At 62.0% G+C, this 25,677-nt stretch carries 22 protein-coding genes, 2 rRNA genes and 1 pseudogene (1 of these 25 cut by a window edge); 13 read left to right on the top strand and 12 right to left on the bottom strand.

From position 1 onward, the window contains the following. The 4 genes from C2U30_RS12015 to C2U30_RS12000 form a co-directional block, all read left to right on the top strand. A 23S ribosomal RNA gene (locus C2U30_RS12015) occupies nt 1-1,263 on the top strand (it extends 1,626 nt beyond the left edge of the window). A 123-nt stretch (nt 1,264-1,386) separates the two neighbouring features. After that, nucleotides 1,387-1,501, top strand: a 5S ribosomal RNA gene (rrf, locus tag C2U30_RS12010). Between the two features lie 373 nt (nt 1,502-1,874). Continuing rightward, nucleotides 1,875-2,192 carry a PTS system regulator TmaR gene (gene tmaR / locus C2U30_RS12005; RefSeq protein WP_010672687.1) on the top strand — a complete coding sequence of 106 codons (318 nt, stop codon included), beginning with the start codon at nt 1,875-1,877 and terminating at the stop codon, nt 2,190-2,192. A gap of 213 nt (nt 2,193-2,405) precedes the next feature. Next, a complete protein-coding gene (locus C2U30_RS12000) occupies nt 2,406-5,489 on the top strand; it encodes a transglycosylase domain-containing protein (RefSeq protein WP_103243831.1) in 3,084 nt (1,027 codons plus the stop codon). A gap of 86 nt (nt 5,490-5,575) precedes the next feature. Here the strand turns inward: C2U30_RS12000 and yjgA are convergent, their stop codons facing one another. Then, entirely contained in the window at nt 5,576-6,100 is a 525-nt protein-coding gene (yjgA, locus tag C2U30_RS11995; RefSeq protein ID WP_010672689.1) for a ribosome biogenesis factor YjgA, read from the bottom strand. Nucleotides 6,101-6,214: 114 nt separating this feature from the next. On the opposite strand from yjgA, the gene pmbA reads away from it, so the two are divergent. Then, nucleotides 6,215-7,558, top strand: a complete 1,344-nt coding sequence (pmbA, locus tag C2U30_RS11990; RefSeq protein WP_010672690.1) for a metalloprotease PmbA — start codon at nt 6,215-6,217, stop codon at nt 7,556-7,558. A gap of 75 nt (nt 7,559-7,633) precedes the next feature. Here pmbA and C2U30_RS22920 read toward each other — a convergent pair. The 6 genes and pseudogenes from C2U30_RS22920 to hemC form a co-directional block, all read right to left on the bottom strand. Beyond that, a pseudogene (locus C2U30_RS22920) lies at nt 7,634-8,028 on the bottom strand (integrase core domain-containing protein); the annotation flags it as partial. Further along, on the bottom strand, nt 8,010-8,144 hold the full coding sequence (locus C2U30_RS23040) for a hypothetical protein (RefSeq protein WP_010672691.1): 135 nt from the start codon (nt 8,142-8,144) through the stop codon (nt 8,010-8,012). The pseudogene C2U30_RS22920 and the gene C2U30_RS23040, both read right to left, overlap by 19 nt. Before the next feature lie 58 nt (nt 8,145-8,202). After that, a complete protein-coding gene (locus C2U30_RS11985) occupies nt 8,203-9,366 on the bottom strand; it encodes a heme biosynthesis HemY N-terminal domain-containing protein (protein WP_103243830.1) in 1,164 nt (387 codons plus the stop codon). Between the two features lie 10 nt (nt 9,367-9,376). Then, nucleotides 9,377-10,453, bottom strand: coding sequence for a uroporphyrinogen-III C-methyltransferase (locus C2U30_RS11980; protein ID WP_039039811.1), 1,077 nt, complete (start codon nt 10,451-10,453; stop codon nt 9,377-9,379). Then, entirely contained in the window at nt 10,450-11,184 is a 735-nt protein-coding gene (locus C2U30_RS11975; protein ID WP_103243829.1) for a uroporphyrinogen-III synthase, read from the bottom strand. Before C2U30_RS11975 ends, C2U30_RS11980 begins: the two co-directional genes overlap by 4 nt. Nucleotides 11,185-11,230: 46 nt before the next feature. Then, nucleotides 11,231-12,160 carry a hydroxymethylbilane synthase gene (gene hemC, locus C2U30_RS11970; RefSeq protein WP_158654913.1) on the bottom strand — a complete coding sequence of 310 codons (930 nt, stop codon included), beginning with the start codon at nt 12,158-12,160 and terminating at the stop codon, nt 11,231-11,233. 322 nt (nt 12,161-12,482) lie between these two features. On the opposite strand from hemC, the gene C2U30_RS11965 reads away from it, so the two are divergent. Continuing rightward, nucleotides 12,483-15,002, top strand: coding sequence for a class I adenylate cyclase (locus C2U30_RS11965; protein WP_042879398.1), 2,520 nt, complete (start codon nt 12,483-12,485; stop codon nt 15,000-15,002). Nucleotides 15,003-15,189: 187 nt separating this feature from the next. Here C2U30_RS11965 and C2U30_RS11960 read toward each other — a convergent pair whose 3' ends face one another. Further along, complete coding sequence (locus C2U30_RS11960) at nt 15,190-15,843, bottom strand: alpha/beta hydrolase (RefSeq protein ID WP_103243827.1); 654 nt, start codon at nt 15,841-15,843, stop codon at nt 15,190-15,192. Further along, nucleotides 15,840-16,154, bottom strand: coding sequence for an iron donor protein CyaY (gene cyaY / locus C2U30_RS11955; protein WP_010672698.1), 315 nt, complete (start codon nt 16,152-16,154; stop codon nt 15,840-15,842). The genes C2U30_RS11960 and cyaY overlap by 4 nt, the downstream gene beginning before the upstream one ends. Before the next feature lie 73 nt (nt 16,155-16,227). Here cyaY and lptM point away from each other — a divergent pair, with 73 nt between their 5' ends. The 7 genes from lptM (at nt 16,228) to C2U30_RS11920 (ending at nt 21,604) form a co-directional block, all read left to right on the top strand. Next, the gene (gene lptM / locus C2U30_RS11950) at nt 16,228-16,428 is read left to right on the top strand and encodes an LPS translocon maturation chaperone LptM (protein WP_010672699.1); all 201 of its coding nucleotides are present in this window, start codon (nt 16,228-16,230) and stop codon (nt 16,426-16,428) included. 20 nt (nt 16,429-16,448) lie between these two features. After that, nucleotides 16,449-17,699 (top strand): diaminopimelate decarboxylase, encoded by a 1,251-nt coding sequence (lysA, locus tag C2U30_RS11945; protein ID WP_039039806.1) that lies wholly within the window; start codon nt 16,449-16,451, stop codon nt 17,697-17,699. A 62-nt stretch (nt 17,700-17,761) separates the two neighbouring features. Beyond that, nucleotides 17,762-18,592 carry a diaminopimelate epimerase gene (gene dapF, locus C2U30_RS11940; RefSeq protein ID WP_029313578.1) on the top strand — a complete coding sequence of 277 codons (831 nt, stop codon included), beginning with the start codon at nt 17,762-17,764 and terminating at the stop codon, nt 18,590-18,592. Between the two features lie 79 nt (nt 18,593-18,671). Continuing rightward, nucleotides 18,672-19,352: a DUF484 family protein gene (locus tag C2U30_RS11935; protein WP_010672702.1), complete on the top strand. Its 681-nt coding sequence runs from the start codon at nt 18,672-18,674 to the stop codon at nt 19,350-19,352. Next, entirely contained in the window at nt 19,345-20,322 is a 978-nt protein-coding gene (gene xerC, locus C2U30_RS11930) for a tyrosine recombinase XerC (protein WP_103243826.1), read from the top strand. Before C2U30_RS11935 ends, xerC begins: the two co-directional genes overlap by 8 nt. Nucleotides 20,323-20,417: 95 nt before the next feature. After that, nucleotides 20,418-21,128, top strand: a complete 711-nt coding sequence (locus tag C2U30_RS11925; RefSeq protein ID WP_103243825.1) for an HAD-IA family hydrolase — start codon at nt 20,418-20,420, stop codon at nt 21,126-21,128. Between the two features lie 71 nt (nt 21,129-21,199). Further along, nucleotides 21,200-21,604 carry a hypothetical protein gene (locus tag C2U30_RS11920; RefSeq protein WP_043154050.1) on the top strand — a complete coding sequence of 135 codons (405 nt, stop codon included), beginning with the start codon at nt 21,200-21,202 and terminating at the stop codon, nt 21,602-21,604. A 151-nt stretch (nt 21,605-21,755) separates the two neighbouring features. Here C2U30_RS11920 and C2U30_RS11915 read toward each other — a convergent pair whose 3' ends face one another. From C2U30_RS11915 to C2U30_RS11905, 3 genes are all read right to left on the bottom strand, one after another. After that, the gene (locus C2U30_RS11915; RefSeq protein ID WP_039039802.1) at nt 21,756-22,526 is read right to left on the bottom strand and encodes a gamma-glutamyl-gamma-aminobutyrate hydrolase family protein; all 771 of its coding nucleotides are present in this window, start codon (nt 22,524-22,526) and stop codon (nt 21,756-21,758) included. Nucleotides 22,527-22,889: 363 nt separating this feature from the next. After that, the gene (gene yidA, locus C2U30_RS11910; RefSeq protein ID WP_103243824.1) at nt 22,890-23,699 is read right to left on the bottom strand and encodes a sugar-phosphatase; all 810 of its coding nucleotides are present in this window, start codon (nt 23,697-23,699) and stop codon (nt 22,890-22,892) included. A gap of 113 nt (nt 23,700-23,812) precedes the next feature. Beyond that, a complete protein-coding gene (locus tag C2U30_RS11905) occupies nt 23,813-25,477 on the bottom strand; it encodes a DUF342 domain-containing protein (protein ID WP_042864529.1) in 1,665 nt (554 codons plus the stop codon). Nucleotides 25,478-25,677: the final 200 nt, after the last annotated feature.

Below are 25,677 nucleotides of genomic sequence, written 5' to 3'. Positions count from 1 at the left end.
AGGCGCTTGAGAGAACTCGGGTGAAGGAACTAGGCAAAATAGAACCGTAACTTCGGGAGAAGGTTCGCTCTTGATGGTGAAGTCCCTTGCGGATGGAGCTGTCGGGAGTCGCAGTGACCAGATGGCTGGGACTGTTTATCAAAAACACAGCACTCTGCAAACACGAAAGTGGACGTATAGGGTGTGACACCTGCCCGGTGCCGGAAGGTTAATTGATGGGGTTAGCGCAAGCGAAGCTCTTGATCGAAGCCCCGGTAAACGGCGGCCGTAACTATAACGGTCCTAAGGTAGCGAAATTCCTTGTCGGGTAAGTTCCGACCTGCACGAATGGTGTAACCATGGCCATGCTGTCTCCACCCGAGACTCAGTGAAATCGAATTCGCCGTGAAGATGCGGTGTACCCGCGGCTAGACGGAAAGACCCCGTGAACCTTTACTACAGCTTGGCACTGAACATTGAACCTACATGTGTAGGATAGGTGGGAGGCTTTGAAGGCGTGACGCCAGTTGCGCTGGAGCCGTCCTTGAAATACCACCCTTGTATGTTTGATGTTCTAACGCAGGGCCCTGAATCGGGCTCGCGGACAGTGCCTGGTGGGTAGTTTGACTGGGGCGGTCTCCTCCCAAAGAGTAACGGAGGAGCACGAAGGTTGGCTAATCCTGGTCGGACATCAGGAGGTTAGTGCAATGGCATAAGCCAGCTTAACTGCGAGACGGACAGGTCGAGCAGGTACGAAAGTAGGTCATAGTGATCCGGTGGTTCTGAATGGAAGGGCCATCGCTCAACGGATAAAAGGTACTCCGGGGATAACAGGCTGATACCGCCCAAGAGTTCATATCGACGGCGGTGTTTGGCACCTCGATGTCGGCTCATCACATCCTGGGGCTGAAGTCGGTCCCAAGGGTATGGCTGTTCGCCATTTAAAGTGGTACGCGAGCTGGGTTCAGAACGTCGTGAGACAGTTCGGTCCCTATCTGCCGTGGGCGTTGGATGATTGAAGGGAGTTGCTCCTAGTACGAGAGGACCGGAGTGAACGAACCTCTGGTGTTCGGGTTGTCACGCCAGTGGCACTGCCCGGTAGCTAAGTTCGGAATCGATAACCGCTGAAAGCATCTAAGCGGGAAGCGAGCCCTGAGATGAGTCATCCCTGACCCCTTGAGGGTCCTAAAGGGCCGTTGGAGACCACAACGTTGATAGGTGGGGTGTGTAAGCGTAGCGATACGTTGAGCTAACCCATACTAATTACCCGTGAGGCTTAACCATACAACACCCAAGAAGTGTTTCTGGCCTTGTAGCAAGTGCATGAACTACTTACAAATTCAGTGATAATGACCAGCAACTAGCAAAGTCGTTATTCACGTCAGCTTTCTAAGATTGAAGATTTTGCCTGGCGGCAATAGCGCAGTGGAACCACCTGACCCCATGCCGAACTCAGAAGTGAAACGCTGTAGCGCCGATGGTAGTGTGGCATTCGCCATGCGAGAGTAGGACACTGCCAGGCACCCAATACAAGAAACCCCGCTCACTCGAGCGGGGTTTTTTATTGCCTGAAATTCAGCACTCACTGGAGGGCAAACGGGCACTATGGTGCTGTTCGTCGTTCACTTGTTGCCTGTACCGGAAAAAGTTGCGGCTGCTCTGGCCGCATTGAACCCACATGTTGGCTCTCTCCGTTTTCATCATTTTTCGCGTAATAACCCAGTCGGATCCGTTCTGTCTAAACCCGCCGCCCGCGCTGCGATTGGGGTTGTATCTGAATCATAACTCGGTAGAGTAAGGGGCATTCCGGGTTTGCCCGTGCCATGGTTTCGGTTTCTTTTTCTGGTATGGGACTCTCCGCCTGTTTTTATTCACCTTCACTCAGTGGTACCGATATGGAACAAGTAAACAAGTCAACCTTCAACGATGTGCTGGAATATGTGCGTATGTCCCGTCGTCAGAACAAGCTCAAGCGTGAAATCGCGGACAACGAGAAAAAGATCCGTGACAACCAGAAGCGGGTACTGTTGCTCGACAACCTGAGTGACTATATCAAGCCCGGCATGAGCATTGACGAGGTTCAGGCCATCATCGCCAACATGCGGACCGATTATGAAGAGCGCGTAGATGACCATATCATTAAAAATGCCGAGCTTTCCAAGGAGCGCAAGGAGCTGAGTACCAAGCTGAAGAGTATGAGCACCAGCAAATAATACCGCCCCGCTCTCGTCAACACCGGCCTCTGGCCGGTGTTTCATTTTCATGCCGCAGCTCGGATCTCTTGCCGCGTTGCAACAATCGGCTCCCATTTTCACAATCGCCCTGTTAACATCGCTGCAAAGCGGTCAATAGATTTCAAGCCCTTGACTTGAAACGACTAAGCTTGATTGAAAGACAATAAATTGCGCAACCATGGTGGGGCTGATATGGGCGCATCAAAACAGACGGATTCAAATAAAGTGGCATCTCAGGATTCATCCGTACCTAATGCGGACGGGCAACAGCAGCGTAAACGCCGACCCTGGTGGCGCTGGTTGTTCTGTTTTATCTTCTTGCTTTGCCTGGCTGCCGTGGTCGCCCTGGTGGGTTATGAAATGAAGACCTCCCGACTGCAGTCACAGGAGATCTCCCGCTATGCGGCCACCCTGACCTATCAGATCGAACCCGGCCCCAGCAAGCAGATTGCCTTCCCCGACGACGGCCCGTTCGACAAGCGACTCGGTTATGTGCTGATGCCCATGATCCAGGAACGTCTCGTTCAGCGTGGCTACCAGGTGAGCGAACAGGTCCGCTTCTCCGATGCGCTCTACAATTACGCCAGCCACGGCTTCTTCGTGCCTTATACCGAGAAGGTCCAGGCAGGATTGACACTCTATGACTGCCGTGCCGAACCTTTCTACCAGTACAAGTATCCGACTCATTACTATCCAGATTTCAATGCCATACCGCCCCTGGTCATCCAGTCTCTGCTGTTTATCGAGAACCGTGAACTCCTGAGCAACAAGGAACCGCTGGCCAACCCGGCCGTAGACTGGCCGCGCTTTGCCAAGGCGGCGCTGTCTCAGGTGGGCAAGGCGCTGGATATGCAGGATCAATCTGCTGGCGGCAGTACCCTTGCGACCCAGGTGGAAAAGTATCGTCATTCTCCCGATGGACTGACCGTTTCGCCGACCGAGAAGATCCGCCAAATGGTCTCGGCCAGCGTTCGTGCCTATCGGCTGGGGCCCGAGACCCTGGAGGCCCGCAAGCTGGTTGCCTGGGCCTACCTCAACTCGGTCCCGCTCTCTGCTGCGCCCGGTTATGGCGAGGTGCACGGTCTCGGTGATGGCCTCTGGGTCTGGTTTGGCGCCAATGTCGATGAGGTGAATCGACTGCTGGATCCCGCTCGCAACCAGGATTCTACCCTGGCCGAGCAGGGCCTTGCCTTGCGCCAGGTTGTCTCCCTGATGATTGCCCACCGCCGTCCTTCCTATTACCTGGCGCAGGGTAGAGAAGCACTGTCTACCCTGACAGACAGCTATCTGCGACTCTTCGTGCAGGAGGGAATGATCACGCCCCCCCTGATGGAGTCGGCTCTCAAGGCCAAGCTGGTCTTCCGCGATTTCCTGCAGGCACCTGCCATCACTCGAGTCAACAACAACAAGGGGCTGCAGGTAGCTCGCACTCGTCTCAGTCGTCAGCTCGGGGTGCAGCTTTATGATCTGGACCGCATGGATCTGACGGCCAACACCACCCTCAATATGCCGCTGCAGAACGAGGTGTCACGGTATCTGCAGCAACTGGCAGACCCTGCATTCGCAGCCCAGGTGGGCCTGTTTGGTGAGCGCCTGCTCTCGCCGGAGAAGACGGGTGATGTGAAGTACAGCTTTACCCTGTTCGAGAAGACGCCGGAAGGGGTCAAGGTGAGGGTGCAGACCGACAACACGGACCAGCCGTTCGACATTAATGAGGGCAGCAAGCTTGAACTGGGATCCACCGCCAAGTTGCGGGTACTGACGACCTATCTCGAGATTGTCACCGAGTTGCATGACAGCTACGGCAATATGCCGGTGGAGAGCCTGCGAAAGATCGAAGTGTCCGATCAGGACAACATCAGCCGCTGGGCCATCGCCTATCTGATGAGTGCCAAGGACAGAAGCCTGCCGGTGATGCTGGAGGCCGCACTGGACCGCAAGTATTCCGCAAGTCCCTATGAAGGCTTCTTTACCGGCGGTGGCATGCACACCTTCAACAACTTCCGCAAGGAAGACAACGGTCGCATCCCGCCCATTCGCGATGCGCTGCGGGAATCCATCAACCTGCCCTTCGTGCGCTTGATGCGGGACATTGTCCGCTACAGCCTCTACAAGGAGGGAAATCGTGCCCAGTTGCTGAAAGATGACAGGGATCCTCGCCGTACCGAGTACCTGGCCAAGTTTGCTGACAAAGAGGGCCAGACCTATCTGCTGAGGTTCTGGCGCAAATATCGTGGCAAGAGTGCAGAAGAGCAGCTCGATACCTTCCTCGATGGTCTCAAACCCAGCGCGGTGCGTCTCGCCGCCGTGCATCGCTATCTGATGCCGGAAGCCTCCCAGGCCGACTTTGCCGCTTTCCTGGCCAAGCGCCTGCCGCGGGAGAAATTGACCGAGAAGCGCATAGAGCAGCTCTATACCAATTACGGCCCTGGCAAATATTCTCTGCCGGATCAAGGTTATATCGCACGGGTGCATCCACTTGAGCTGTGGTTGCTTGCCTATCTCAAGGAGTTTGACAAGGCCACCTTTACCGATGCGGTAACCGCCAGCCGTGACGAGCGTCAGGAGGTCTACAGCTGGCTGTTCAAGACCCGTCATCGCAGTGCCCGGGACAGCCGGATCCGCACCATGCTGGAGGTTGAGGCCTTCCTCGACATCCATCAGCGCTGGGCTCGCCTGGGTTACCCGTTCGATCACCTGGTTCCGTCCCTGGCGACCGCACTGGGCAGCTCGGGCGATCGTCCTGCAGCGTTGGCCGAGCTGATGGGGATCATCCAGAACGGCGGCATTCGTGCACCGACCCTGCGCATCGAGCACCTCTCCTTTGCCAAGGGGACCCCCTTCGCCACCGTCTTTGAGCCGGCGAACACCCAGGGGGAGCGGGTGATGCCTGTCGAGGTGGCCAACGCCTTGCGCAATGCACTCTCCAAGGTGGTGGAAGGGGGGACGGCGCGGCGCATCGCCGGTGCCTTCGCCTTGCAGGATGGTACTGTCCTGGCCCTGGGGGGCAAGACGGGGACCGGGGACAACCGGATCGAGACGGTGGGTCGCTACGGCAATGTGACCAGTTCACTGGCTCGCAACCGGACTGCGACTTTCGTCTTCTACATCGGGGATGATCACTTCGGCACGCTGACGGCCTATGTACCAGGCAGCCAGTCCGACAAGTTCCGCTTCACGTCGGCGCTGCCTGTGCAGGTGCTCAAGGGGATGGCCCCCCTGCTGGTACCCTATCTGCAACCCGCTACTCACACCCAGTGCATGGCGGGCAGCTGAGCGGACATCGCATGAAAAAACGGGGCCATTTCGGCCCCGTTTGATTGTGTACTGCACGCCGCCATGAGGTGGACGTGAGTCATCACTTACAACAGATCTTCAATTTCACCGCGCAGGTACTGGTACATCTCGCGATAGGCTACCGGCGGCTTGTTCAGCTCCCGCTCCTTGTTGGCGGTGCGGATCAGCTGACGCAGCTTCTGGCGATCCAGCTCGTGGAACTGGGACATCAGCTCGTTGAGGGCGCTGTCGCCTTCGGTGATCAGCCGCTCGCGCCACTGTTCGAGGCGGTGCAGGCGGGCGTTCACGGTGGAGTGACGCATCTTGATGATGGAGAGGGCCTCTTCGATGGGGGCGACATCGCGGCTACGCATCAGACGGCCGATGAACTGGAGATGGCGGCGGAAGGACTCATCCTTCTTCGGCTTGAGCTTGCGGCCCAGCTCGACCGCTTCGGCAAGCTCTTCATCCAGGGGGATCTTCTCCAGCTCGCTGTGACTCAGGGAGACGATCTCTTCCCCCATCTTCTGCAAGGCCTCGGCATCACGCTTGAGCTGGCTCTTGCTGGGGCCCCAGTCTTCCCACTCGTTGTCGTCTTGATATTGACTCATCGGTCTCTGTATTCCTGTCATTCACGTTTGGCGGATATGTTACCAGCTTCTCCCGCTGGGCGCAGGGGTCTGATATGCTTAGCCCCTTTCCTTCCCTTCATACAGATGTGAGTTATGGACCAGCAAGATCAAATCCGCCAGGATCAATCCCATCTCGAGGCCGTGGTCGCCGAGGCCCTTGAGATAGCGAAAGGGCTGGGCGCCGGGCTTGCCGAAGTCTCCATCAGCAAACAGACCGGCCTCTCGGTGAACACCCGGGGCTGCGAGCTGGAAAGCATCGAATTCAACAAGGATGGCGCACTCGGCATCGCCGTCTATCGCGACGGTTGCAAGGGGTCCTCCTCCACCACGGATCTGACCAAGCCGGCCATTCGCGCCGCCGTGGAAGCGGCCATGGAGATCGCCCGCCATACCTCTCCCGATGACTGCGCCGGTCTTGCGGATGCGGATCTGCTGGCCTGGGATGCCCCGGACCTGCAACTGTGCCACCAAATCGAGCTGGATCCCCAGCGTGGCATCGCGCTGGCCATCGAGTGCGAGCGGCTGGCCCTGGGACGGGATGCCCGCATCAAGCACTCTGACGGAGCCAGTTTCTCCAGCCACCTGGGCGTCAAGGTCTATGGCAACAGCCACGGCTTCGTCAAAGGCTATGCTGCATCGCGCAACTCCCTGAGCTGCGTACTGATCGGCGAGCAGGATGGCGACATGCAGCGCGACTACGGCTACTCCTCCAGCCGCTCCCTGGACGGGCTGTGGAGCCCCCAGCGCATCGCTGACGAGGCGGTGGAGCGCACTGTTTCCCGCCTGGGGGCTCGCAAGATCAGCACCCGCCATGCCCCTGTGCTGTTCCACCCCGATACCGCTGCCGGTCTGTGGGGCCATCTGGTGATGGCCATCAGTGGGGGGAACCTCTATCGCAAGTCGAGCTTCCTGCTGGACAAACTGGGCAAGCAGATCCTGCCCGAGTGGCTCACCATCCAGGAGTTCCCCCACTTGCCGGGAGGACTTGCCAGCACCCCGTTCGACGGGGAAGGGGTTCGCACCCGAGACATGGACATCATCCGCAACGGCGAGCTGATGAGCTGGCTGCTCACCTCCTACTCCGCCCGCAAACTGGGCCTGACCACCACGGGCCATGCCGGGGGTATCCATAACTGGCAGGTTTCCAATACCGGCCAGGACTTCCAGGGCATGCTCAAGGAGATGGGTACCGGGCTGCTGGTGACCGAGCTGATGGGGCAGGGGGTCAACATCGTCAATGGTGATTACTCCCGCGGCGCAGCCGGTTTCTGGGTTGAAAATGGCGAGATCCTCTATCCTGTGGAGGAGATCACCATTGCAGGCAATCTAGCCGACATGTTCAGCCATATCGTGGCGGTGGGCAGTGATGAGGATGAGCGTTCCAGCCTCAAGACCGGCTCCGTACTGGTCGAGCAGATGAAACTGGCGGGGCACTGATCCCCCTCCGTCCGATCTGGAATATGGTGTCTAGTCCTGAGATAGGTCTACACATTTTCAGCTAGCTTTTAGCACTCAGAACCCCCGATGCGTCACATCAGGGGTTCTGTATTTCAATGCCTGATGCGGTTGCTCCAGGTTATAAGTATCCACTGCCTTTCGCACTTTTCCCCGCCTGCGCCAGCCTCTGCAGGCTTTGCAGCAGTGACTCTCTTTTCAAGATCTCAGTGCATTTTGGTGACAGTTATGAGTATCTGTCATCAAGCATTTGACCCCGTGTTGTTCATGCAATGACTGATACAACCCCGAACAATACTGCACCTGGTGGTCCGAATGATGAATAAGCTCTCCGTGGTCACGTTGTTGCTTCAGTGTTTTCTCGATCACCATCGACTCGGCATTCATCTCTTAGTTGCCACTATTTTGCGTGAGCAGGTGTCCGTCACCTAGCTCAGGTAGAGCGGCCCTGAGTGTCATAACGCGTCTGCGTCTGTTTATAGGTGAGCTTGCCTTCTTCAATCTGCTCGACCAGGGCCAGTTTAAAAATCAGAGTAATTGTGTTGTGTTCGTTTACGCCCTGTCCCATCGAGATCTCCATCTATTCGGAGGAGAAGATGCAAACCATATTCAGGCAGATGCGCCGATCAGACGTCGGCCAGCTGCAATGCCTGGCGGTAGTACTCGTTGGCCTTGTTGGTCAGGCGGCGCTTGTCCATCACCTGGCCGAGGGCGTGGTAGAGGGCGGCATCCGGCGCCTTCGCCACTTCCTGCTCCAGCAGCCGCTGGGCTTCGTCCAGTTGACCGGCCAGCAGGCAGACCCGGGCCAGCGCGGCTTCGGCGCCAGGCTGATCCTGGATCTTTCTGAGCAGGGTCAGCATGGGCTGGTAGTCGTCCAGTTTGAGCTTGGGCAGGCGGGCGAACAGCTCGGGGGAGGGATCCTTGCGCAGGGCCTCCAGCCAGAGATCGGCGGCTTCGGCATCGGCCCCCAATCGGCGCAGGCGATCCCCGTAACTGGCCAGCAACACGGGATCCTGGCGCTGTTTGCGGGGCAGTCCCTGCCAGACCGTGCGCAGGGTGTCGAGGGAGCCGCTGGCGGCCTCCAGACGACCGCACCACGCCTGGTGCAGCAGGGTCTCTTCCTGCTGGGCGGTCAGCTTGCCCACCTTGCGCAGGGCAGGGGTGAGATCGATGAGGGCCGCCCAGTCTTCACGGGCCAGATACACCTGACGCAGCTGATCCAGCACCATGGGGTGGCGCGGGTTGAGGGCATAGATGGACTCGAGGCGACCGAGGGCGCTGTCGTACTGGCCCTGCTCAATCTGCAACTGGGTCTGGATCAGGGTCAGTGCCAGCTCTGCCTTGGGGTTCTCTTCCTGAGCTTTCTGCAGGTAGTGATCCCGGCGCACGTCATCGCCCCGGGCCTGGGCCACCCGGGCGGCGCTCAGGTAGTTGAGTAGCGGGGTGTCGCTGTTGTCGGCGCCCTTGATGAGGAGCTTCTCGGCCTGGTTGTAGTGCCCCTCTGCCATGGCCAGGGTGGCATTGACGGTTTGCAGGTTGGCCTTGCGGCGGCGGCGGGAGCCGAACCAGCCCTGGGTCTTGCGGCGCAGGCCGAACAGGCGGGCCAGCACCCATTCCACGATGAGCAGGGCGCCGTAGAACAGCACCGCCAGGATCACCGCGCTGGTGACCGAGGATTCCACCGTGTAGTTGCCCAGCGAGATGAGCACATAACCCTTGTTGCCGGAGGCTTCGGGACCGAAGATGAGGCCCGCCACCATCACGGCGACTATGACGATCAGACGAATCATGGTCTCTTCCTCAGTTGCCGGCCAGGATGCGTTGCAGGCGTTCGGTCAGCACCTGTTCCAGCATGGTCTGGGTCTTGAACTGATCCGGGTAGTCAAACTGGATCTGCTCGCCTTTGAGCTTGTCGAGCTCGGACTGCATGTACTGGGTGGCGCTGTTGTCGGCATCGAAATACTGGGTCAGCCAGCGCTGGGCCTTCTCCAGGCTGTCGACATAGAGGGACTGCTGTTCGCGATAGACGGCGAGCTGGGCCTGCAGCAGCTTGGTCTTGAGGTTCTCTCGCAGGAAGATCTCCTGCTGCGGGGAGAGCAGGGCTTCCACGGCGCCATCGCGGCGACGGATGGTGATGAAGTTTTCGGTGAACTTGACCCAGTTCTTCTTCAGGTTGCTCTGCCACTCGTCCGGGTTGGTGCTGACGGTCTGGTCGGGCTCGCTCTTGGCTTCCGGCATGCTGACGGTGGAGAGGGGCAGCAGCTCGATCTGGTCCGAGAGGGCGGCCAGCTTCAGGGTCAACCCCTCGCGATCGACCCGCGGCATCCCCTTGAGCTTGGCGATGTCTTCCGCCAGCGCCTTGCGAATGGGCATCAGGCTGGGGTCGTTGAGCGCCTTGATGCGCTCGTCGGCGTTGCCGAGCAATGTGATGGCGGAGACGATGTCGTGTTCGAGCCACAGCTTGCGGCCCGCCATGCGCACCAGGTATTCGGATTCGGCCAGCATCCAGTCATTGGGGCGCTTGTCGTCCAGATCCAGCACCTTGGTCTGCAAGGCGTCCAGCGCCTCCTGCAACTGCTGCTGGCTCTTGCCGAGGGCACCGATCTGTTCGGCATCCTTGCTGCTGCCCTGATCAATTCTGGTCATGGCGTCGGCCAGTTGCTGCTTGAGGGCTACCAGTTCGGCCTGCTGGGCAACGGCGTTCTGGTGTCCGTGCACATAGAGACCACCGGCCAGCCCCAGGGCCAGCAGGATGGCGATGCCGCCAAGCACGGTGCCAGAGCTGCCCTTCTTGCTCCCTGTCGTTCCGGGAGCGGGCTTGTTGTTGTCGGCCACGGTGGCCGCGGCACTCGGCTGGACTTCTTGCTGTTCAGTCATTCCATCTTCCTCAGTTCCAGGGCGGCCACCAGAGCCTGGTTGGATGCACCTTGGGCAATCACGATACGGGTAAAACCAGCCCCTTCTGCCATCTCGGCCACCCGGGGACTGGGTACCACCAGCAGGCGGTCATAAAGCCAGGGGTGCTGCGGGCCGGGCACCAGGGCCAGCAACCGCTGCAACAATTCGCCACTGGTGATGAGCAGGCTGTCGAGCCCGGCTGCCTGCCAGTGGCGGGTCAATGCGTCCCCGTCAAGATCGGGGTAGTGGCGCTCGTAGGTGGCACAATAGTGCACCAGTGCGCCCCGTGAGGCCAGCGTCCGGGCGATGAGATCCCGCCCGTCGTTGCCGCGCAGGATCAGCACCCGGCGGCCACTCACCCCTTGCAGTGCCGGCAGGGCCAGCAGCCCTTCGCTGCGGGGATCGGCCGGGCACAGGGCCTGGATGCCCGCCTCGGCAAAGGCATCCGCACTCGCCTGGCCGACTGCAAAGTAATCAATATGTGGCCAGGTCTGACCAGTTTGCAACAGAAAATAATGTGCAAAATGAACGGCATGCATGCTGACGGCGATAACGAGGTCCGCCTCTCGCAGCATGTCACCCAGGTGAGGGAGGTCGCATCCCGGTCGGGTTTCCAGCAACGGACAGCAGAGCGGTGCATGACCCAGCTGGCGCAGCATCTGCACCAGCTGGTTGGCCTGGGCGGCCGGGCGCACCACCAGGGGGATCATCAGGCGGCGCTCCGGGCAGATGACCGCGAACCGGTCTGTGCTGCACTCATGCCCGGTAGACCTCGGCGAGGATGACGTCGGCGCCGGCGGCCAGCAGGCGCTGGGCCAGGGTGTGGCCCAGTGCCTCGCCCTCTGCCAGGGGGCCGCGGATCTCGTCGCGGATGACGCGGCTGCCATCCGGGCTGCCCACCAGGCCGCGCAGCCATACCTCTTCTCCCTGTACCAGGGCATAGGCCCCGATAGGCACCTGACAGCCCCCTTGCAGGGCGCGGTTCATGGCGCGCTCGGTCAGCACCCGGATGCGGGTCTCGGGGTGTTCGAGCGGCGCCAGCAGGGCGTGCAGCTCGTGATCGTCGAGGCGGCATTCGATGCCGACCGCCCCCTGGCCGTTGGCAGGCAGGCTCTGCTCGGGCTCGATGAAGGCGGCGATGCGATGGGCCATCTCCAGTCGTTTCAGGCCGGCGGCGGCCAGGATGATGGCGTCATATTCACCGGCATCCAGCTTGGCGAGGCGGGTGTTGACGTTGCCCCGCAGGTCGCGGATCACGAGATCAGGGCGGGCAGCGCGCAGCTGGCACTGACGGCGCAGGCTGGAGGTGCCGACCACGGCCCCTTGAGGCAGCTCGTCTATCTGGTTGAAATGGTTGGAAACAAAGGCATCACGCGGGTCTTCGCGCTCACAGATGGTGTGCAGGCCGAGTCCGTCGGGGAACTCCACGGGTACGTCTTTCATGGAGTGGACAGCGATGTCGGCACGCCCCTCCAGCATGGCAGTCTCCAGCTCCTTGACGAACAACCCCTTGCCGCCGACCTTGGCGAGGGGGGTGTCGAGGATCTTGTCACCCTGGGTGCTCATGGGCACCAGTTCGACCTGCAGATCCGGATGGAGTGCCTCCAGCCGATCTTTCACAAAATTGGCCTGCCACAGGGCCAGTGGGCTCTTTCGAGTGGCAATTTTCAGGGTTCGGGCTGCCATATCAATCAGTTGTTTCATCTTTTGAGAGGAAAACGATCTTACCACCCTTTGCAGGGGCTTTCATGGCGCAGCCCGCAAAAGCGGGGCCAAGCTCAAAAACGGGGGCTGAAAATTATTTTCATTCAGCCAATAATTGATTTTAAGCCATTGAAAATAAGCAGTTTTATTGCTTTCCGTTGATACCGTTACGAACAGGGTCAGAAATAATCCGGTGATTGTGTGCGGGCTTGTTTACCACTGCTGTTTGCATTGTTAACATGATCACACTTTTTTGACGTCTCCCCGTTTTGGTGCGTCATTTCTCTTCCCCATAGGTAGGGCATTGCTGGTTAAACTCGACACGCTGGTGGCGCGCTACGACGAACTCAATCGTCTCAAGACGCAACGAGCGCTGGATCTCATGAGTCGCTACGGGCAGCAGGTTTTCCACTTGCTGCCTGTCATGCTGCACTTCAATCACCCCCTGTTGCCCGGTTATGTGGCAGGGGATGTGCCTCATGGTATCTGGAGTTTTGTCGCCAACGAGGCCCAGCAGGCCTTCATCCAGGATCTCTGCCAGAACGCCAACTGCCAGGGCGGTCTCAGTACCCACGACAAGTCCATCCAGGGCCTCTACTCCATGGGGAGCACCTCCTCCATCGGTCAGTGCTGCCACTCGGATCTCGACATCTGGGTCTGTCACGTGGCCGGTCTGTCGAGCGAGCGCCTCGCCCTGCTGGAACAGAAGTGCCAGCACCTCTCCATGTGGGCCGAGCAGCGGGGGGTCGATCTCAACTTCTTCCTGATCCCCGAAGACAAGTTCCGCCAGCGCAACGATGCCCAGATGCAGGGGGAGAGCTGCGGCAGCGCCCAGCACCTGCTGCTGCTCGACGAGTTCTACCGCAGCGCCATGCACATCGCCGGCAAGCGGCTGCTCTGGTATCTGGTGCCGGCCGAATATGACGATCACTACGACGACTACGTCAACGGCCTGTTTGCCCACGGCAAGTTGAGCCAGGATGACTGGCTCGATCTGGGGGGCTTTGATCGCATTCCTGCCGAGGAGTATTTCGGCTCCGCCCTGTGGCAGCTCTACAAGGGGATCGACTCCCCCTACAAGGCGGTGCTCAAGTCGGTGCTGATGGAGGCCTACTCCCACGAGTATCCCAACACCCGGCTGCTGTCGGTGACCAGTCGCGACTGGTTCCAGCACAACGAGGGGATGCACTACCGCCTCGACAACTACTGCCTGATGCTGGACAAGGTGACCAACTACCTCAAGTCCATCGGCGACATGCAGCGCCTCGATCTGGTGCGTCGCTGCTTCTATCTGAAGGTGTGCGACGGGCTGAGCCATCCCAAGGAAGATCACTCCCCGGACTGGCGCCGGGAGCAGATGGCCCAGCTGGTGGCCTACTGGGGTTGGAGTCCGGAGCGCCTTTACCACCTTGATCACCGCCAGGAGTGGAAGGTCGAGGACGTCAAGGTGGCCTACGCCGAGTTGCTGGAGGCCCTGATGCAGAGCTACCGCAACCTCATCCAGTTCGCCCGGCGCAACAACATCAGCGAGTCCATCAACCCGGAAGACATCGGCATCCTGTCGCGCAAGCTCTATGCCGCATTCGAGAGCCTGCCGGGCAAGGTGCAGCGCATCAACCTCAAGATTGCGCCGGATCTCGGCGAGCCGGATCTCAGCCTGGTACAGGTACCCCACGGCCGCCTGAATCGCGCCGGCTGGTATCTCTACAAGCATTCCCTCGAACCCGCCGACATCATCGGCCGGGCGCCGCTCGAATATAACGGCTACATCAGCAAGCTGGTGGCCTGGGCCTATTTCAACGGCCTGCTGACGCCCCAGTCCCGGGTGCACCTGTTCAACCAGGGCTCGGATCTGCACATCGACAACCTGCATCAGTTCTGTCGCGATCTCTCCGGCACCTTCCCGGTCAAGTATCCCCGTGCGACCAACCTGGCCCTGAGCCGGCCGTGCGAGATCCGCCAGCTCTCCATCTTCCTGAACCTGGAGACGGACCCGTCCAGCCACTGGGTGGGGCAGGTGATCGAGTTCGATGCCAACGCTGCGGACGTCTTCTCGTTCGGTCGCAACCAGGAGTGTCTGGTGGGATCCGTGGATCTCGTCTATCGCAACTCCTGGAGCGAGATCCGCACCCTGCACTTCGAGGGAGAGGAAGCCGTGGTGGACGCCCTCACCACCATCCTCGGCAAGATGCACCAGGACGCCGCGGCCCCCGAGATGATCGAGGTGTTCTGCTACAGCCAGCACTTCCGCTCCCTGGTGCGCACCCGCTTCCAGCAGCTTGTGGCTGAATGCATCGAGTTGCGTCTGGCCCGGGACAAGCAGCAGCTGGTCAAGACGCTGGCGCTCGGCAAGGAGAAGTACGGCATCTTCTTCGAGCGGCGCGGGGTGTCGGTCAAAAAGCTGGAAAACGCCATCGACTTCTACCGTCACATCTCCCACAACAAGCTGGATCACCTGCCGCTGCGCCTCGACAAGACTCACAGCCAGCACCTGCCCGGCATCGTCGACGCCTACGCCAGCGAAGGGCTGGTGCAGTTCTTCTTCGATACCCGGGATGCAGGCACCAACATCTATATCCTGGACGAGGCGAACCGGGTGGAGATCTACCAGCACTTCGCCGGCAACAAGGACGAACTGGTACAGGGGGTGAACCGGTTCTACACCTCGGGTCACGAGCGATTCAGCAATGCGGGTCAGTTCAGCAACTTCAACCTGCCCCAGTACTACGAAATCGTGCAGGTGGGTGACAAACTCGATGTGATCCCCTACCGCAGCCAGAGCCCGCAGCGGGACACCCCAGGAGCGGCACGGGAAGTAGGATGATGCGCTGATAGCCGCACCGGCAAGATGGCAAACGGCCTGCATGATGCAGGCCGTTGTCGTATCCGTGGTGCGGGAATCTGGTGTGGAGGGGGCCGCGGCCAGTGGGGGATGCCGTCGAGCATCGCCGTCAGGGATGAAAGCAAACGGCCTGCTGATGCAGGCCGTTGTCTTACCCGTGATCCGACAATCAGGCACCGAGGCGGGCCAGCAACCAGCTGCGAATGTCGCCCAGCTGGGGGCGGCAGATCTCGTGGCGCATGGGGTATTCGTGCCACTCGGGGCTGAGTCCCACCGCTTCCAGCCGGTTCTTGGCGTCCCAGCCCATGGAGAGGTTCACCACGTCGTCATAGATGCCGTGCATGTAGCAGATGGGCAGGGCGCGGGCCGCCTCGCTCATCTCGCCGGGCAGGGCATCGGGTACCGCCAGGTAGGTGGACATGCAGAGCAGGCCTGCCAGTGGCACCGGATGGCGCAGGGCGGTGAAGGAGGCGATGACGCCCCCCTGGGAGAAGCCGGCCAGCACGATGCGCTCGGGGGCGAAACCCTCGGCCACCAACTGTTCAATCAGCGAGGCGATACGGGCCGCTGACTCCCTGACATGGGACTCCACGGCGCGATCCGCCGGATCCTCGAAGCTCTTGATGTCGTACCAGCCGCGCATCCGGTAGCCCATGTTGATGGTGATGGGACGCTCGGGCGCATCCGGCAGCAGATGGCGGACGGGCAGGTCGGCGGGCAGGGCCAGCGCCTCCACCAGGGGGGCGAGGCCGGCGCCGGAGTCCCCCAGCCCGTGCAGCCAGATCACCGCATGGCGGGCACCTTCGGGATGCAGATCCGTCATGAGAAGACCACGGGCTCGCCGGCCTGGGTGGTGCAGGCCCGGGTCAGCAGGGCCTTGAGCTCGTCGCCGAAGCGGTTGTCGATCCAGCTGTCACCGCGCAGCTCGAAGTGGAAGCCGTTCTCCCGGGTGGCGACCCAGATCTGGTGCAGGGGCTCCTGCTTGTTGATGATGACCTTGGTCTTGTTCTCGAAGCTCAAGGTCAGCACCCCGCCTGCGCGTTCGCAGTCGATATCCGGATACCCCTCGTCGATGGTGTCTTCCACATACTGGAAAAAGGCGTCGGTCAGGGCGTGATACTCGTGATCCTTCATCGGTTTATCCTGTTGCTTTTAACAATGTGAGTGCGATTATAGAGGGCCAAAAATTTTTTCGCAGCGAACCATTATGATTACCCAGTTCACCAAGTGCCTGTTTGCCGCGTCGCTGTCGCTCGGGTTGGCCGCCTGTGGCCTGACGGGGCCGCTCTACATGCCGCCGGCCGAACAGCCCGCACCTGCAGAGCAGACACAGCCCAAGACAGAGAGTACACCGCAAGCCGCCTCGCCTGCGACCGCTACACCGGCCTCAGAGGCCGCGCCGCAATAATTTAGGAAGGAACCGCCCCCTTGGATCACTTTAACTACGACGCAGACGGTCAGCTTCAGGCCGAACAGCTTCCCCTGCAACAGCTTGCCGACCAGTACGGCACTCCGCTCTATGTCTACTCCCGCGCCACCCTGGAACGCCACTGGCATGCCTTCGACCAGGCGGCTGGCGACATTCCCCACCTGATCTGCTATGCGGTCAAGGCCAACTCCAACCTGGCCCTGCTCAATCTGCTGGCACGCCTCGGTTCGGGCTTTGACATCGTCTCCGGCGGCGAGCTGTCCCGGGTGCTGGCGGCGGGCGGTGATCCGGCCAAGGTGGTCTTCTCCGGCGTCGCCAAGAGCGAAGCCGAGATGCGCCTTGCGCTGGAAAAAGAGATCCTCTGCTTCAACCTGGAGTCCGAAGCCGAGCTGGAGCGCCTGAACCGGGTCGCAGGCAGCATGGGCAAGAAGGCGCGGGTCTCGGTGCGGGTCAACCCGGACATCGACGCAGGCACGCACCCCTATATCTCCACCGGCCTCAAGCAGAACAAGTTCGGCATCCCCATCGAACAGGCGCCCGCCATCTACCGCAAGGCAGCGGCCATGGCCCACATCGAGATCAAGGGGGTGGATTGCCACATCGGCTCGCAACTCACTGAATTGAATCCCTTTATGGAGGCGGCGGACAAGCTGCTCAAGCTCATCGACGAGCTGGCGGCGGAAGGCATCCACATCCATCACCTGGACGTGGGCGGCGGTCTGGGGGTCAACTACGGCGCCGAGCAGCCGCCGCACCCCACCGAGTATGCCGAGGCGCTCAAGCAGAAGCTGGCGGGCCGGGATCTGACCCTCTTGTTCGAACCGGGCCGCGCCATCGTCGCCAACGCCGGTGTGCTGTTGACCCGGGTCGAGTTCCTCAAACCCGGCGAGACCCGCAACTTCGCCCTGATCGACGCCGGTATGAACGATCTGCTGCGCCCCTCCCTCTACGGCGCCTGGATGAACATCATCGAGGTGGACAGCCGCGCGACCCACGAGAAGGCACTCTATGACGTGGTGGGCCCGGTGTGCGAGACCGGCGACTTCCTCGGCAAGGAGCGTACCCTGGCGATTGCCGAGGGCTCCCTGCTGGCGGTGCGTTCCGCTGGCGCCTACGGCTTTACCATGTCCTCCAACTACAACACCCGACCCCGTGCGGCCGAGGTGCTGGTCGACGGTGACCAGGCGCACCTCATCCGTGAGCGGGAGCAGTTGGCGGATCTCTGGCGTGGCGAGCACCTGCTGCCGTGATGGATGGATTTTCAGCGTTCCTCCATGTGAGAGCGTGATTAACGGTGAGACAGGAACGCGCGATGTTGATTGAGTTTTCCAAAATGCACGGCCTCGGTAACGACTTCATGGTGGTGGATGGCGTCACCCAGAAGGTGTTCTTCAGCAACGACATCATCAAGAAGCTGGCGGATCGTCACTTCGGTATCGGCTTCGACCAGCTGTTGCTGGTGGAGCCGCCCTATGACCCCGAGCTCGACTTCCATTACCGCATCTTCAATGCCGACGGCAGCGAGGTGGAACAGTGCGGCAACGGGGCCCGTTGCTTCGCCCGTTTCGTGCGTCTCAAGGGGCTGGTCAACCGGGATCGCATCGCGGTCAGTACCGCCCGGGGCCGCATCACCCTGCAGCTGGAAGGGGAGAATCAGGTCACGGTCAACATGGGGGTGCCCCAGTTCGAGCCGGGCAAGATCCCGTTCCGTGCCCAGAAGGCGGAGAAGACGTATCTGCTGCGGGCCCAGGATCACACCGTGATGTGCGGCGCCGTCTCCATGGGCAACCCTCACTGCGTCATCGAGGTGCCCTCGGTGGCCGATGCGCCGGTGGAGACCCTGGGACCCATCATGGAGCGCCACGAGCGCTTCCCCGAGCGGGTCAACGTCGGCTTCATGGAGATGGTCAACGCCAGCGAGATCAAGCTGCGGGTCTTCGAGCGCGGGGTGGGGGAGACCCTGGCCTGCGGGACCGGGGCCTGTGCGGCCGTGGTGATAGGCATCAGCCAGGGCAAGCTCAAGGAGCGGGTCACCGTCACCCTGCCGGGTGGCAAGCTGACCATCGCCTGGAAGGGACCGGGTCAGCCCGTCTACATGACGGGGCCGGCCGAGCACGTCTTTGACGGCCAGATAGAGTTGTAGACAAGGAGCGGGTGATCCCGCTCCATCAACGGATCATATCGGGGCCCTTGGCCCCTTTTTCGGATGGATCAACCAAGTTATGAGCGAACTCAAACGGCAGGAATCACTGGTGGATGAAGCCACAGTGCTGGAGTACCTGGCCCGTTATCCCGAGTTTTTCCTGCGTCACGGGGCCATGCTGGACAAGATCCGCATTCCCCATGCGCAAAAGGGCACCATCTCCCTGGTGGAGCGCCAGCTGGACAGACAGCGGGAGCGCATCGAGCAGCTGGAGCAGGAGATCACCGAACTGATGGGGGTCGCCAGCGAGAACGAGCGGATCTTCCGGGTCTATGCGGATCTCTACGGGGAGATCTACGGCTGCCAGACCCTGTTCGAGCTGAGCGCCGTGATGGGCAAGGCCTTCGTCCAGCGGCTGCGACTCACCGGCCTGCGGCTCTGGCTCAATCCCAGGCATTTCCAGCTGAGCGGCCCCGAGCAGCGTTTCCTGGCGCAGGGCAAACAGCTCGAACAACTGCTGGGGCAGCGCCTGCCCGGCACGGACTACTATTTCGGTCGCCTCAACCAGAGCGAGAAGCAGGCGCTGTTTGGCAATGATGTGCTGGTCAACTCGGTGGCCCTGATGCGGCTCGGGGAGCTCGGCGTGCTGGCCTTCGCGAGCTCGGATCCCAGCCACTTCACCCCTCACAACGACACCCTGCTGCTGGGTCAGCTGGGGCGTCTGCTGCAGCTGCGTCTGCCCGAGCTGGCCCGTGGCTAAGGCAACGACCCGATCCCCTGCCAAGGTGCCCCCTGCCGCCGACCCCCTGCCGGTCGCACTGGCGGGGGAGCTGGACGCCTTTATCGAATACCTGAGGGTCGAGCGCCAGCTCAGCCCCCACACCCGCAGCAACTATCAGGCTCATCTGGAAGCCATGACCGCCGAGCTGGTGAAGCTCGGGGTCGACGACTGGGCCCGGCTCGAGGCGAGCCAGGTGCGCAGCCTGGTGACCCGGATGCACAAGGGGGGGTTGGCGCCCCGTTCCCTTGCCACCAAGGTGTCGGCCCTGCGCAGCTTCTGCGACTGGCAGGTGCGCCAGGGGCGGCTCACCGCCAACCCGGCGCGGGGCATCGTCACCCCCAAGCAGGGGCGGCCCCTGCCCAAGAACCTGGACGTGGACGAGATGTACCAGCTGCTCAACATCACCGACGAGCAGGATCCGCTGGCGGTGCGGGATCGCGCCATCATGGAGCTGATGTACTCCTCCGGCCTGCGCCTTGCCGAGCTGGTGGGGCTCAACCTCGCGGACGTGAAGCTCGAGGAGCGCCAGCTCAGAGTGATCGGCAAGGGCTCGCGGGAGCGGGTGCTGCCCATCGGGCGGATGGCGGTGGAGTGGTTGCACAAGTGGCTCAAGGTACGCCCCCTGCTGGCCGGTGACGAGGGGGAGGCATTGTTCGTCTCCAAGCGCAGGCAGCGGCTCTCGGCCCGCTCGGTACAGGAGCGGCTCGACGGCTGGGGCAACAAGCAGGCTCTCAATGCCCACGTGCACCCCCACAAGCTGCGCCACAGCTTCGCCACCCACATGCTGGAATCCTCCGGCGATCTGCGGGCGGTGCAGGAGCTGCTGGGGCATGCGGATCTCTCCACCACCCAGATCTATACCCACCTCGACTTCCAGCATCTGGCCAAGGTATATGACAGTGCCCACCCGCGAGCGAAGCGGGATCCGGAAACGCCGGAGGATGAGTGATGTGGTGTGCGATCTGCGGGGATGACAATCTCCACGTCGCCCCGGTCAGGCGGGAGCCCGCAACGCCAGAGGATGAGGAGTAAAGAGGAACAGCCATGCAGTTTTACCGTCGCTGGCAGCCGGTGGCCGCCATCTCGTTCGATCTGGACGACACCCTCTATGACAACGGCCCCGCCATCGCGCGGGCGGAACAGTGGATGCTGGACCACCTGCGCAGCGAATACCTGGCTACCGCCATGCTGGACAAGCCGCGCTGGCTCGCGCTCAAGCGCCAGTTGCTGCTGGACCACCCGGCGCTGAGCCACGACGTCAGCCTGGCGCGCCAGCGGGGCATTCGCGAGGCCCTGGTGCAGGGGGGCATGGAGCCCGGGCTGGCGGAGCAGCAGGCCAGGGTGGTGTTCACCGGCTTCATGGCCGAGCGCTCGAAGATAGAGGTGAGCGAGGCGACTCACGCCCTGCTGGCTCGTCTGGCGGCGCGCTACCCGCTGGCGGTGATCACCAACGGCAACCTGGATCTGGAGCAGGCGGGCCTGGCTGGCTACTTCACCCTGGTCTGCAAGGCGGGAGCGGGAGCCAGAATGAAACCGGCGCCCGACATGTTCGTGCAGGTGCAAGAGGTCCTGGGGCTGGCCCCCGGCCGCATCCTCCATGTGGGGGATCACCCGGTGACCGACGTGCTGGGTGCCAGGCTGCACGGCTTTCGGGCCGCCTGGCTCAACGAGAGCGGTCAGTCCTGGCAGTCGCTGTCGCTGCTGCCGGATGTGGAGCTGGGGCAGCTGCAGGATCTGGCCGCCCTGCTGCTCTGAGCTGGGGATGAGGGACAGATTCCGTGATCTATATCTGGCAATAACAACAAGGGAGCAAGGGCGTGAAGGGAATGAAGGGTGTCATCTGGCTGGCGATCCCCGTGATGCTGGCGGGATGCGATCTGGTGCAAGACCGTTACCGGATGGAGTTCAGGGACGGATCCTGGCGGGAGATCGCCATTTCCCCGTTTTCCAACGAGGCGCGCTGGCGCGAGGGGTGTGCCACCGGCGAGATCCAGGTGGACATGACCCTGCCCCTGAAACGGGGCAAGGTGGTGAATGGCCGGGAGCAACTGCTCATCGGTGGCGAGCTGTTCGAGCTGGAGGATGCCCGTCTCTATCGCGGCAACGGCATGGTGCTCGGGCAGGCCCCGGACCATATCCAGCGGGGCCTCAAGGGGCTGGATGTCTGCCGAACCCTGCGCCCTGATCGCGGGGCCCTGCCCAAGCTCAAGGGCAAGGGATTTGGCGACTAGCCCGTCTGCTGCCTGAGCGGGCAGGAGGCGTCGCCGAAGGCAGTGGACAGCTTGATGGCGTGGGGGGGGCACAGGCCCGTCACGTCGGATGCCTCTGGGCAGCCCCCGATGTACGAGGCCCTCCCCAGGCTCAAGGGCAAGGGGTCGGCGACTAGCCGACCTGCTGCCTGAACCGGCGGCAGGCGTCGCCAAAGGCGGTGAAGAGCTTGATGGAGTGGGGGTTCTCGCTGGCCTTCCACTCCGGGTGCCACTGCACCGCCAGCAGGAAGGGGGAGAGGGCGGGAGCGTGGATCGCCTCGATCAGCCCGTCTTCGGCATGGGCCAGGGGGGCCAGCCCCTTGGCCAGCGTCTTGATCCCCTGCCCGTGGAGGGAGTTGACCGGAATCGACGGCTGCCCCATCAGCTCGGCCAGCCAGGTACCGGGCACCAGCTCGACCTGATGGCTCTCGCCATACTGCTCGTCCACCGGGTCATCCGCATCCTCCCGATGATCGTCATAACCCGGCTCGCAATAGACCTTCTGGTGAATGTCGCCTCCCAGGGCCACGTTGATCTCCTGCATGCCGCGGCAGATCCCGAGGATCGGCAGGCCACGGTCGAGGGCGGCGCGCACCAGGGGAATATCGAACAGATCCCTGTCCCTGTCCTGGGGCTTCTCCGGGGTGAGGTTCTCCTGGCCATAGAGGGCAGGATCGATGTTGGAGCCAGCACCGCTCAGATAGACCCCGTCGGCGAGGTCCAGATACTGCTCCAGATCCTCGGTGCCACAGCAGGTGGGCACCAGCAGCGGCACGCAGCCGCTGATCTCCACCAGAGGCTTGATGTATTTGTGGGTCATGACCTGGTAGGCGTGGCCACTGCGGGCCTGGGCCCCCATGGTCATCAGCACGACGGGTTTGTTATGGGCACTGGGGTTGGGCATAGGTCACCTTGGCTATCCTTGGCGGTCTCATCCTGCGCCTTGGGAAGGCCCTTGCCGCCTCGGCTCGCAAGGGCATGCCTCAAGGCATGGTCATGGGATCAGGGTCGCGCCAGCGTGCCAGAATCGTCGGTCAGCCTTGGCAACGACAGCCTGGATCCTGTCTCCAGTCTGCCAAGGCCGTTCAATATGTCAAACAAAATGATGCAATTATGTTAACCATTGATGTCGAGATACGGCTGTGAGTCCCATTTAAAGGGACTTGAGGGGGGATGCCTGGTGCGGCGAGCGATTTGATGGTGGATATATTAAACATCTGGCCGGGCGGCCGGATAGCAGAAGGGGCCCACAGGGCCCCTTGTCGACTCAGGCGTTCAGGATGAAACGTTCGATCACTTGGGCGACCCCGTCTTCATCGTTGCGCCCCGTGGTGTGCTGTGCCAGCGCCTTGATCTCGTCGGTGGCGTTGCCCATGGCGACCCCGAGTCCGGCGTAGGCGATCATGTGGTGATCGTTGCCCGCATCTCCCACCGCGATCACCTGGGAGGCATCCAGCCCCAGGTGCTCGGCCAGGGCGGCGACGCCGGTGCCCTTGTTGCTGCACTTGTTCATGAACTCGAGGAAATAGGGGGCGCTGCGCACCACGGTATAGCGCTCGTGGAGTTCGGTGGGCAGCTGGGCGATGGCACGGGAGAGCAGGGGCTCTGGGTCAATCATCATCACCTTCATGATCTGCTCGTCGTCGGGCAGGGTGGCGAAGTCCACCAGGTTGATGGGTTGACCGATGAGGCGGGATTCGTGCTCGGTGTAGGGGCTGATCCTGGGGCTGATGAGCCCCTGGCGGACGGAGAAGCCGTGGATGTTCACCCCCAGCTCACAGGCCAGGTGGGCGATGGCACGGGCATCGCTGCCGGTCAGCAACTGGCTGCGGATGATGCGTTGCTCGGATACCTGCTGCACCAGGGCGCCGTTGTAACAGATGACGTAGTCATCCTGGCCGGTGAGGCCCAGCTCGGTCAGGGCGGCGGTCATGCCTTCCAGCGGGCGGCCGGAGGCCAGCACCACGGTCACGCCCCTGGCGCGGGCTGCCGCGATGGCGGCCTGGGTGCGGGGGGAGATTCGGCCCTCTGGGGTCAGCAGGGTGCCATCCATATCCAATGCGATCAGCTTGTACATCTTCTCACTACCTGAGTCTGGCCGGCCCGCCCGATGGGGCCATGGGGAGGCCGAGTGTAGCGAAAATCGCCGCCGGGATCACGCCGCCTGCCGAAGCGGGGGCACGTTGCCCCTCAGCGCTGGCCCTGGTAGGGGGTCAGTTGCAGCTGATCTTCCCGGATGGCGAAGTGGATGGGGCCGTGCTCGATGTCGACCCTGTTGTGGTGATGGGCCATCTCCACCTCGACGCCGGGGAAGAGGCGCTGGGTGGCGATGATGTCCATGTTGGCCATGAGCGCCTGCAGCTCCCGCTGCGCCTCGGCGAGCTGCTCGTCCAGGCTCTTGCTCTCGTCGAACTGGCGGGTGCGCAGCGCCTTGATCTTCTGCAGGGTCTCGGGATTGCGCTTGTCACGGGGCAGTTGCAGCAGCCGCAGGATGAGATCCTGCAGCTTGTCTATCTGCTCGGCGCAGGTCTGTTTGCGCTGGCGCAGCGCCAGCTCCTGCTCCTTCTGGCTGAAATAGCCACCGAGGATCTGCAACCGGGTCCGGTTGGCCGCCGAGGCTCCGAGCACCGGGGCCATGATGAGCCGGTTGGCGATGTTGATGCCGCCGATGAGGTGCCCCTTGCGCATGGCGCTGTCCCCCACCTTGAGATCCTGGCCGCTGCGGCAATAGCAGTGACTGAGCTGGCTCAGGATATGGATGTCGCCATCGGCCTCCAGCCTGGCGTACTGGGCATAGCTGGCGTGGATCTCCCCCCCGGCGTTGAGGTGGCAGAGGTATTCGTCGTCCGCCAGCTTGCGCCCTATGATGCCGTTGCGCACCGTGATGGTGCCGCCGGATTCGATGTAGCCGCCCTCGACGAAGCCGCCGATCACCACGTCCCCGCTGGTCTTGACGCGCATGCCGGGCATGACGTCCCCGGTGACCAGCAGCGATCCCTCGAACTCGACGTGGCCGTGGCGGATGTCGACCTGCTTGACGTTGAGCACCTCGTCGACCCGCATCCCGGCACGCTCCTGACAGGGGAGCCCCGGGCGGGTCGCCAGCAGCAGGTCCGGATCCTCGGGGGAGAGGCAGGTGCCGTCACCCGGCGTCATGGCGCTCTCCTTGCCGTGGCGGGCGGTCAGGGTCTGGCCCGTCACGGTGAAGCCGTCGATGCCCTGGGTGGCGGGGTGCCTGCGCATCAGCAACGCCCCCGCCTTGACGGTGAGCAGGGTGCCGAGGTCGCGCATGTCCACCTTGCCGTGATCCCGCTCCTGGGGTTTGAGGATCCGCTCGGCTGCGGTCTCCACCAGCCGCTCCAGGCGGGTATCCAGGCCGTGCCTGGCGGCCTTGCCGAGGGCGATGACGGGATTGAGCTGGGCACCGGGTGCCGCCTCACCCGCTGCCTGGATGGCGGCGGCAAGCAGTCGCTCGCTCACCCCCTGCTTGACCGTGCTGGCCGCCAGGGCCTCCTGCAACCGGGCCAGGGTCAGGGGCTGGCCGCCCCAGTCCGCGGTGATCTGCGCCCTGGCGCTCATCTGGTCCTTGTCCACCTGGATGAGCAGCCTGGCATCCTGGCGCCGGGCAATGGGGACTGGTGGATGCGCGGGGGCATCCGGCTCTGCGATGAGGGCGTTGAGCAGGGTGACGGCTTCGCGGATCCCCTCGCCGAGGGGTTCGTAGCGCCGACAGTTGGAGAGTCGCAGCAGGGCCAGGACGTCGCTTTCCTGGATGGGCTCGGTGAGGCCCGGGGTGATGCGCAGGCAGACATAGCTCATGTCGGCCGACAGCTGAAACCACGCTTTGCTTAACACCGGGCCCTCCTTCGTTGTCCCTGTCCGGTTTGCCCCATGCCGGGGCCTCTCCTTGCCGGCATCCCATGCCGCCGGGGCGGATCCAACGCGCAGTATTCGGGTATTTTTCCTTCCGGGTCAACGATCTGAATGCAAATGGGTGAGCCGGGTTGAGGAAATATCGGCTGACGGGAGAGGGGGCAGAGCCGGCCATGCCATGG

The sequence above is a fragment of the Aeromonas sp. ASNIH5 genome (assembly GCF_002902865.1).
Lineage (GTDB): Bacteria > Pseudomonadota > Gammaproteobacteria > Enterobacterales > Aeromonadaceae > Aeromonas > Aeromonas caviae.
The sequence above is the reverse complement of the archived record's forward strand: the minus strand, read 5'-3'. Positions and strand labels throughout refer to the sequence as shown.

Bases quoted from the DNA above. Each gene is read 5' to 3' on its own strand.
- tmaR (WP_010672687.1), top strand. From the start codon at position 1,875: ATGGAACAAGTAAACAAGTCAACCTTCAACGATGTGCTGGAATATGTG.
- C2U30_RS12000 (WP_103243831.1), top strand. From the start codon at position 2,406: ATGGGCGCATCAAAACAGACGGATTCAAATAAAGTGGCATCTCAGGAT.
- yjgA (WP_010672689.1), bottom strand. From the start codon at position 6,100: ATGAGTCAATATCAAGACGACAACGAGTGGGAAGACTGGGGCCCCAGC.
- pmbA (WP_010672690.1), top strand. From the start codon at position 6,215: ATGGACCAGCAAGATCAAATCCGCCAGGATCAATCCCATCTCGAGGCC.
- C2U30_RS23040 (WP_010672691.1), bottom strand. From the start codon at position 8,144: ATGGGACAGGGCGTAAACGAACACAACACAATTACTCTGATTTTTAAA.
- C2U30_RS11985 (WP_103243830.1), bottom strand. From the start codon at position 9,366: ATGATTCGTCTGATCGTCATAGTCGCCGTGATGGTGGCGGGCCTCATC.
- C2U30_RS11980 (WP_039039811.1), bottom strand. From the start codon at position 10,453: ATGACTGAACAGCAAGAAGTCCAGCCGAGTGCCGCGGCCACCGTGGCC.
- C2U30_RS11975 (WP_103243829.1), bottom strand. From the start codon at position 11,184: ATGATCCCCCTGGTGGTGCGCCCGGCCGCCCAGGCCAACCAGCTGGTG.
- hemC (WP_158654913.1), bottom strand. From the start codon at position 12,160: ATGGCAGCCCGAACCCTGAAAATTGCCACTCGAAAGAGCCCACTGGCC.
- C2U30_RS11960 (WP_103243827.1), bottom strand. From the start codon at position 15,843: ATGACGGATCTGCATCCCGAAGGTGCCCGCCATGCGGTGATCTGGCTG.
- cyaY (WP_010672698.1), bottom strand. From the start codon at position 16,154: ATGAAGGATCACGAGTATCACGCCCTGACCGACGCCTTTTTCCAGTAT.
- lptM (WP_010672699.1), top strand. From the start codon at position 16,228: ATGATTACCCAGTTCACCAAGTGCCTGTTTGCCGCGTCGCTGTCGCTC.
- dapF (WP_029313578.1), top strand. From the start codon at position 17,762: ATGTTGATTGAGTTTTCCAAAATGCACGGCCTCGGTAACGACTTCATG.
- C2U30_RS11935 (WP_010672702.1), top strand. From the start codon at position 18,672: ATGAGCGAACTCAAACGGCAGGAATCACTGGTGGATGAAGCCACAGTG.
- C2U30_RS11925 (WP_103243825.1), top strand. From the start codon at position 20,418: ATGCAGTTTTACCGTCGCTGGCAGCCGGTGGCCGCCATCTCGTTCGAT.
- C2U30_RS11920 (WP_043154050.1), top strand. From the start codon at position 21,200: ATGAAGGGTGTCATCTGGCTGGCGATCCCCGTGATGCTGGCGGGATGC.
- C2U30_RS11915 (WP_039039802.1), bottom strand. From the start codon at position 22,526: ATGCCCAACCCCAGTGCCCATAACAAACCCGTCGTGCTGATGACCATG.
- yidA (WP_103243824.1), bottom strand. From the start codon at position 23,699: ATGTACAAGCTGATCGCATTGGATATGGATGGCACCCTGCTGACCCCA.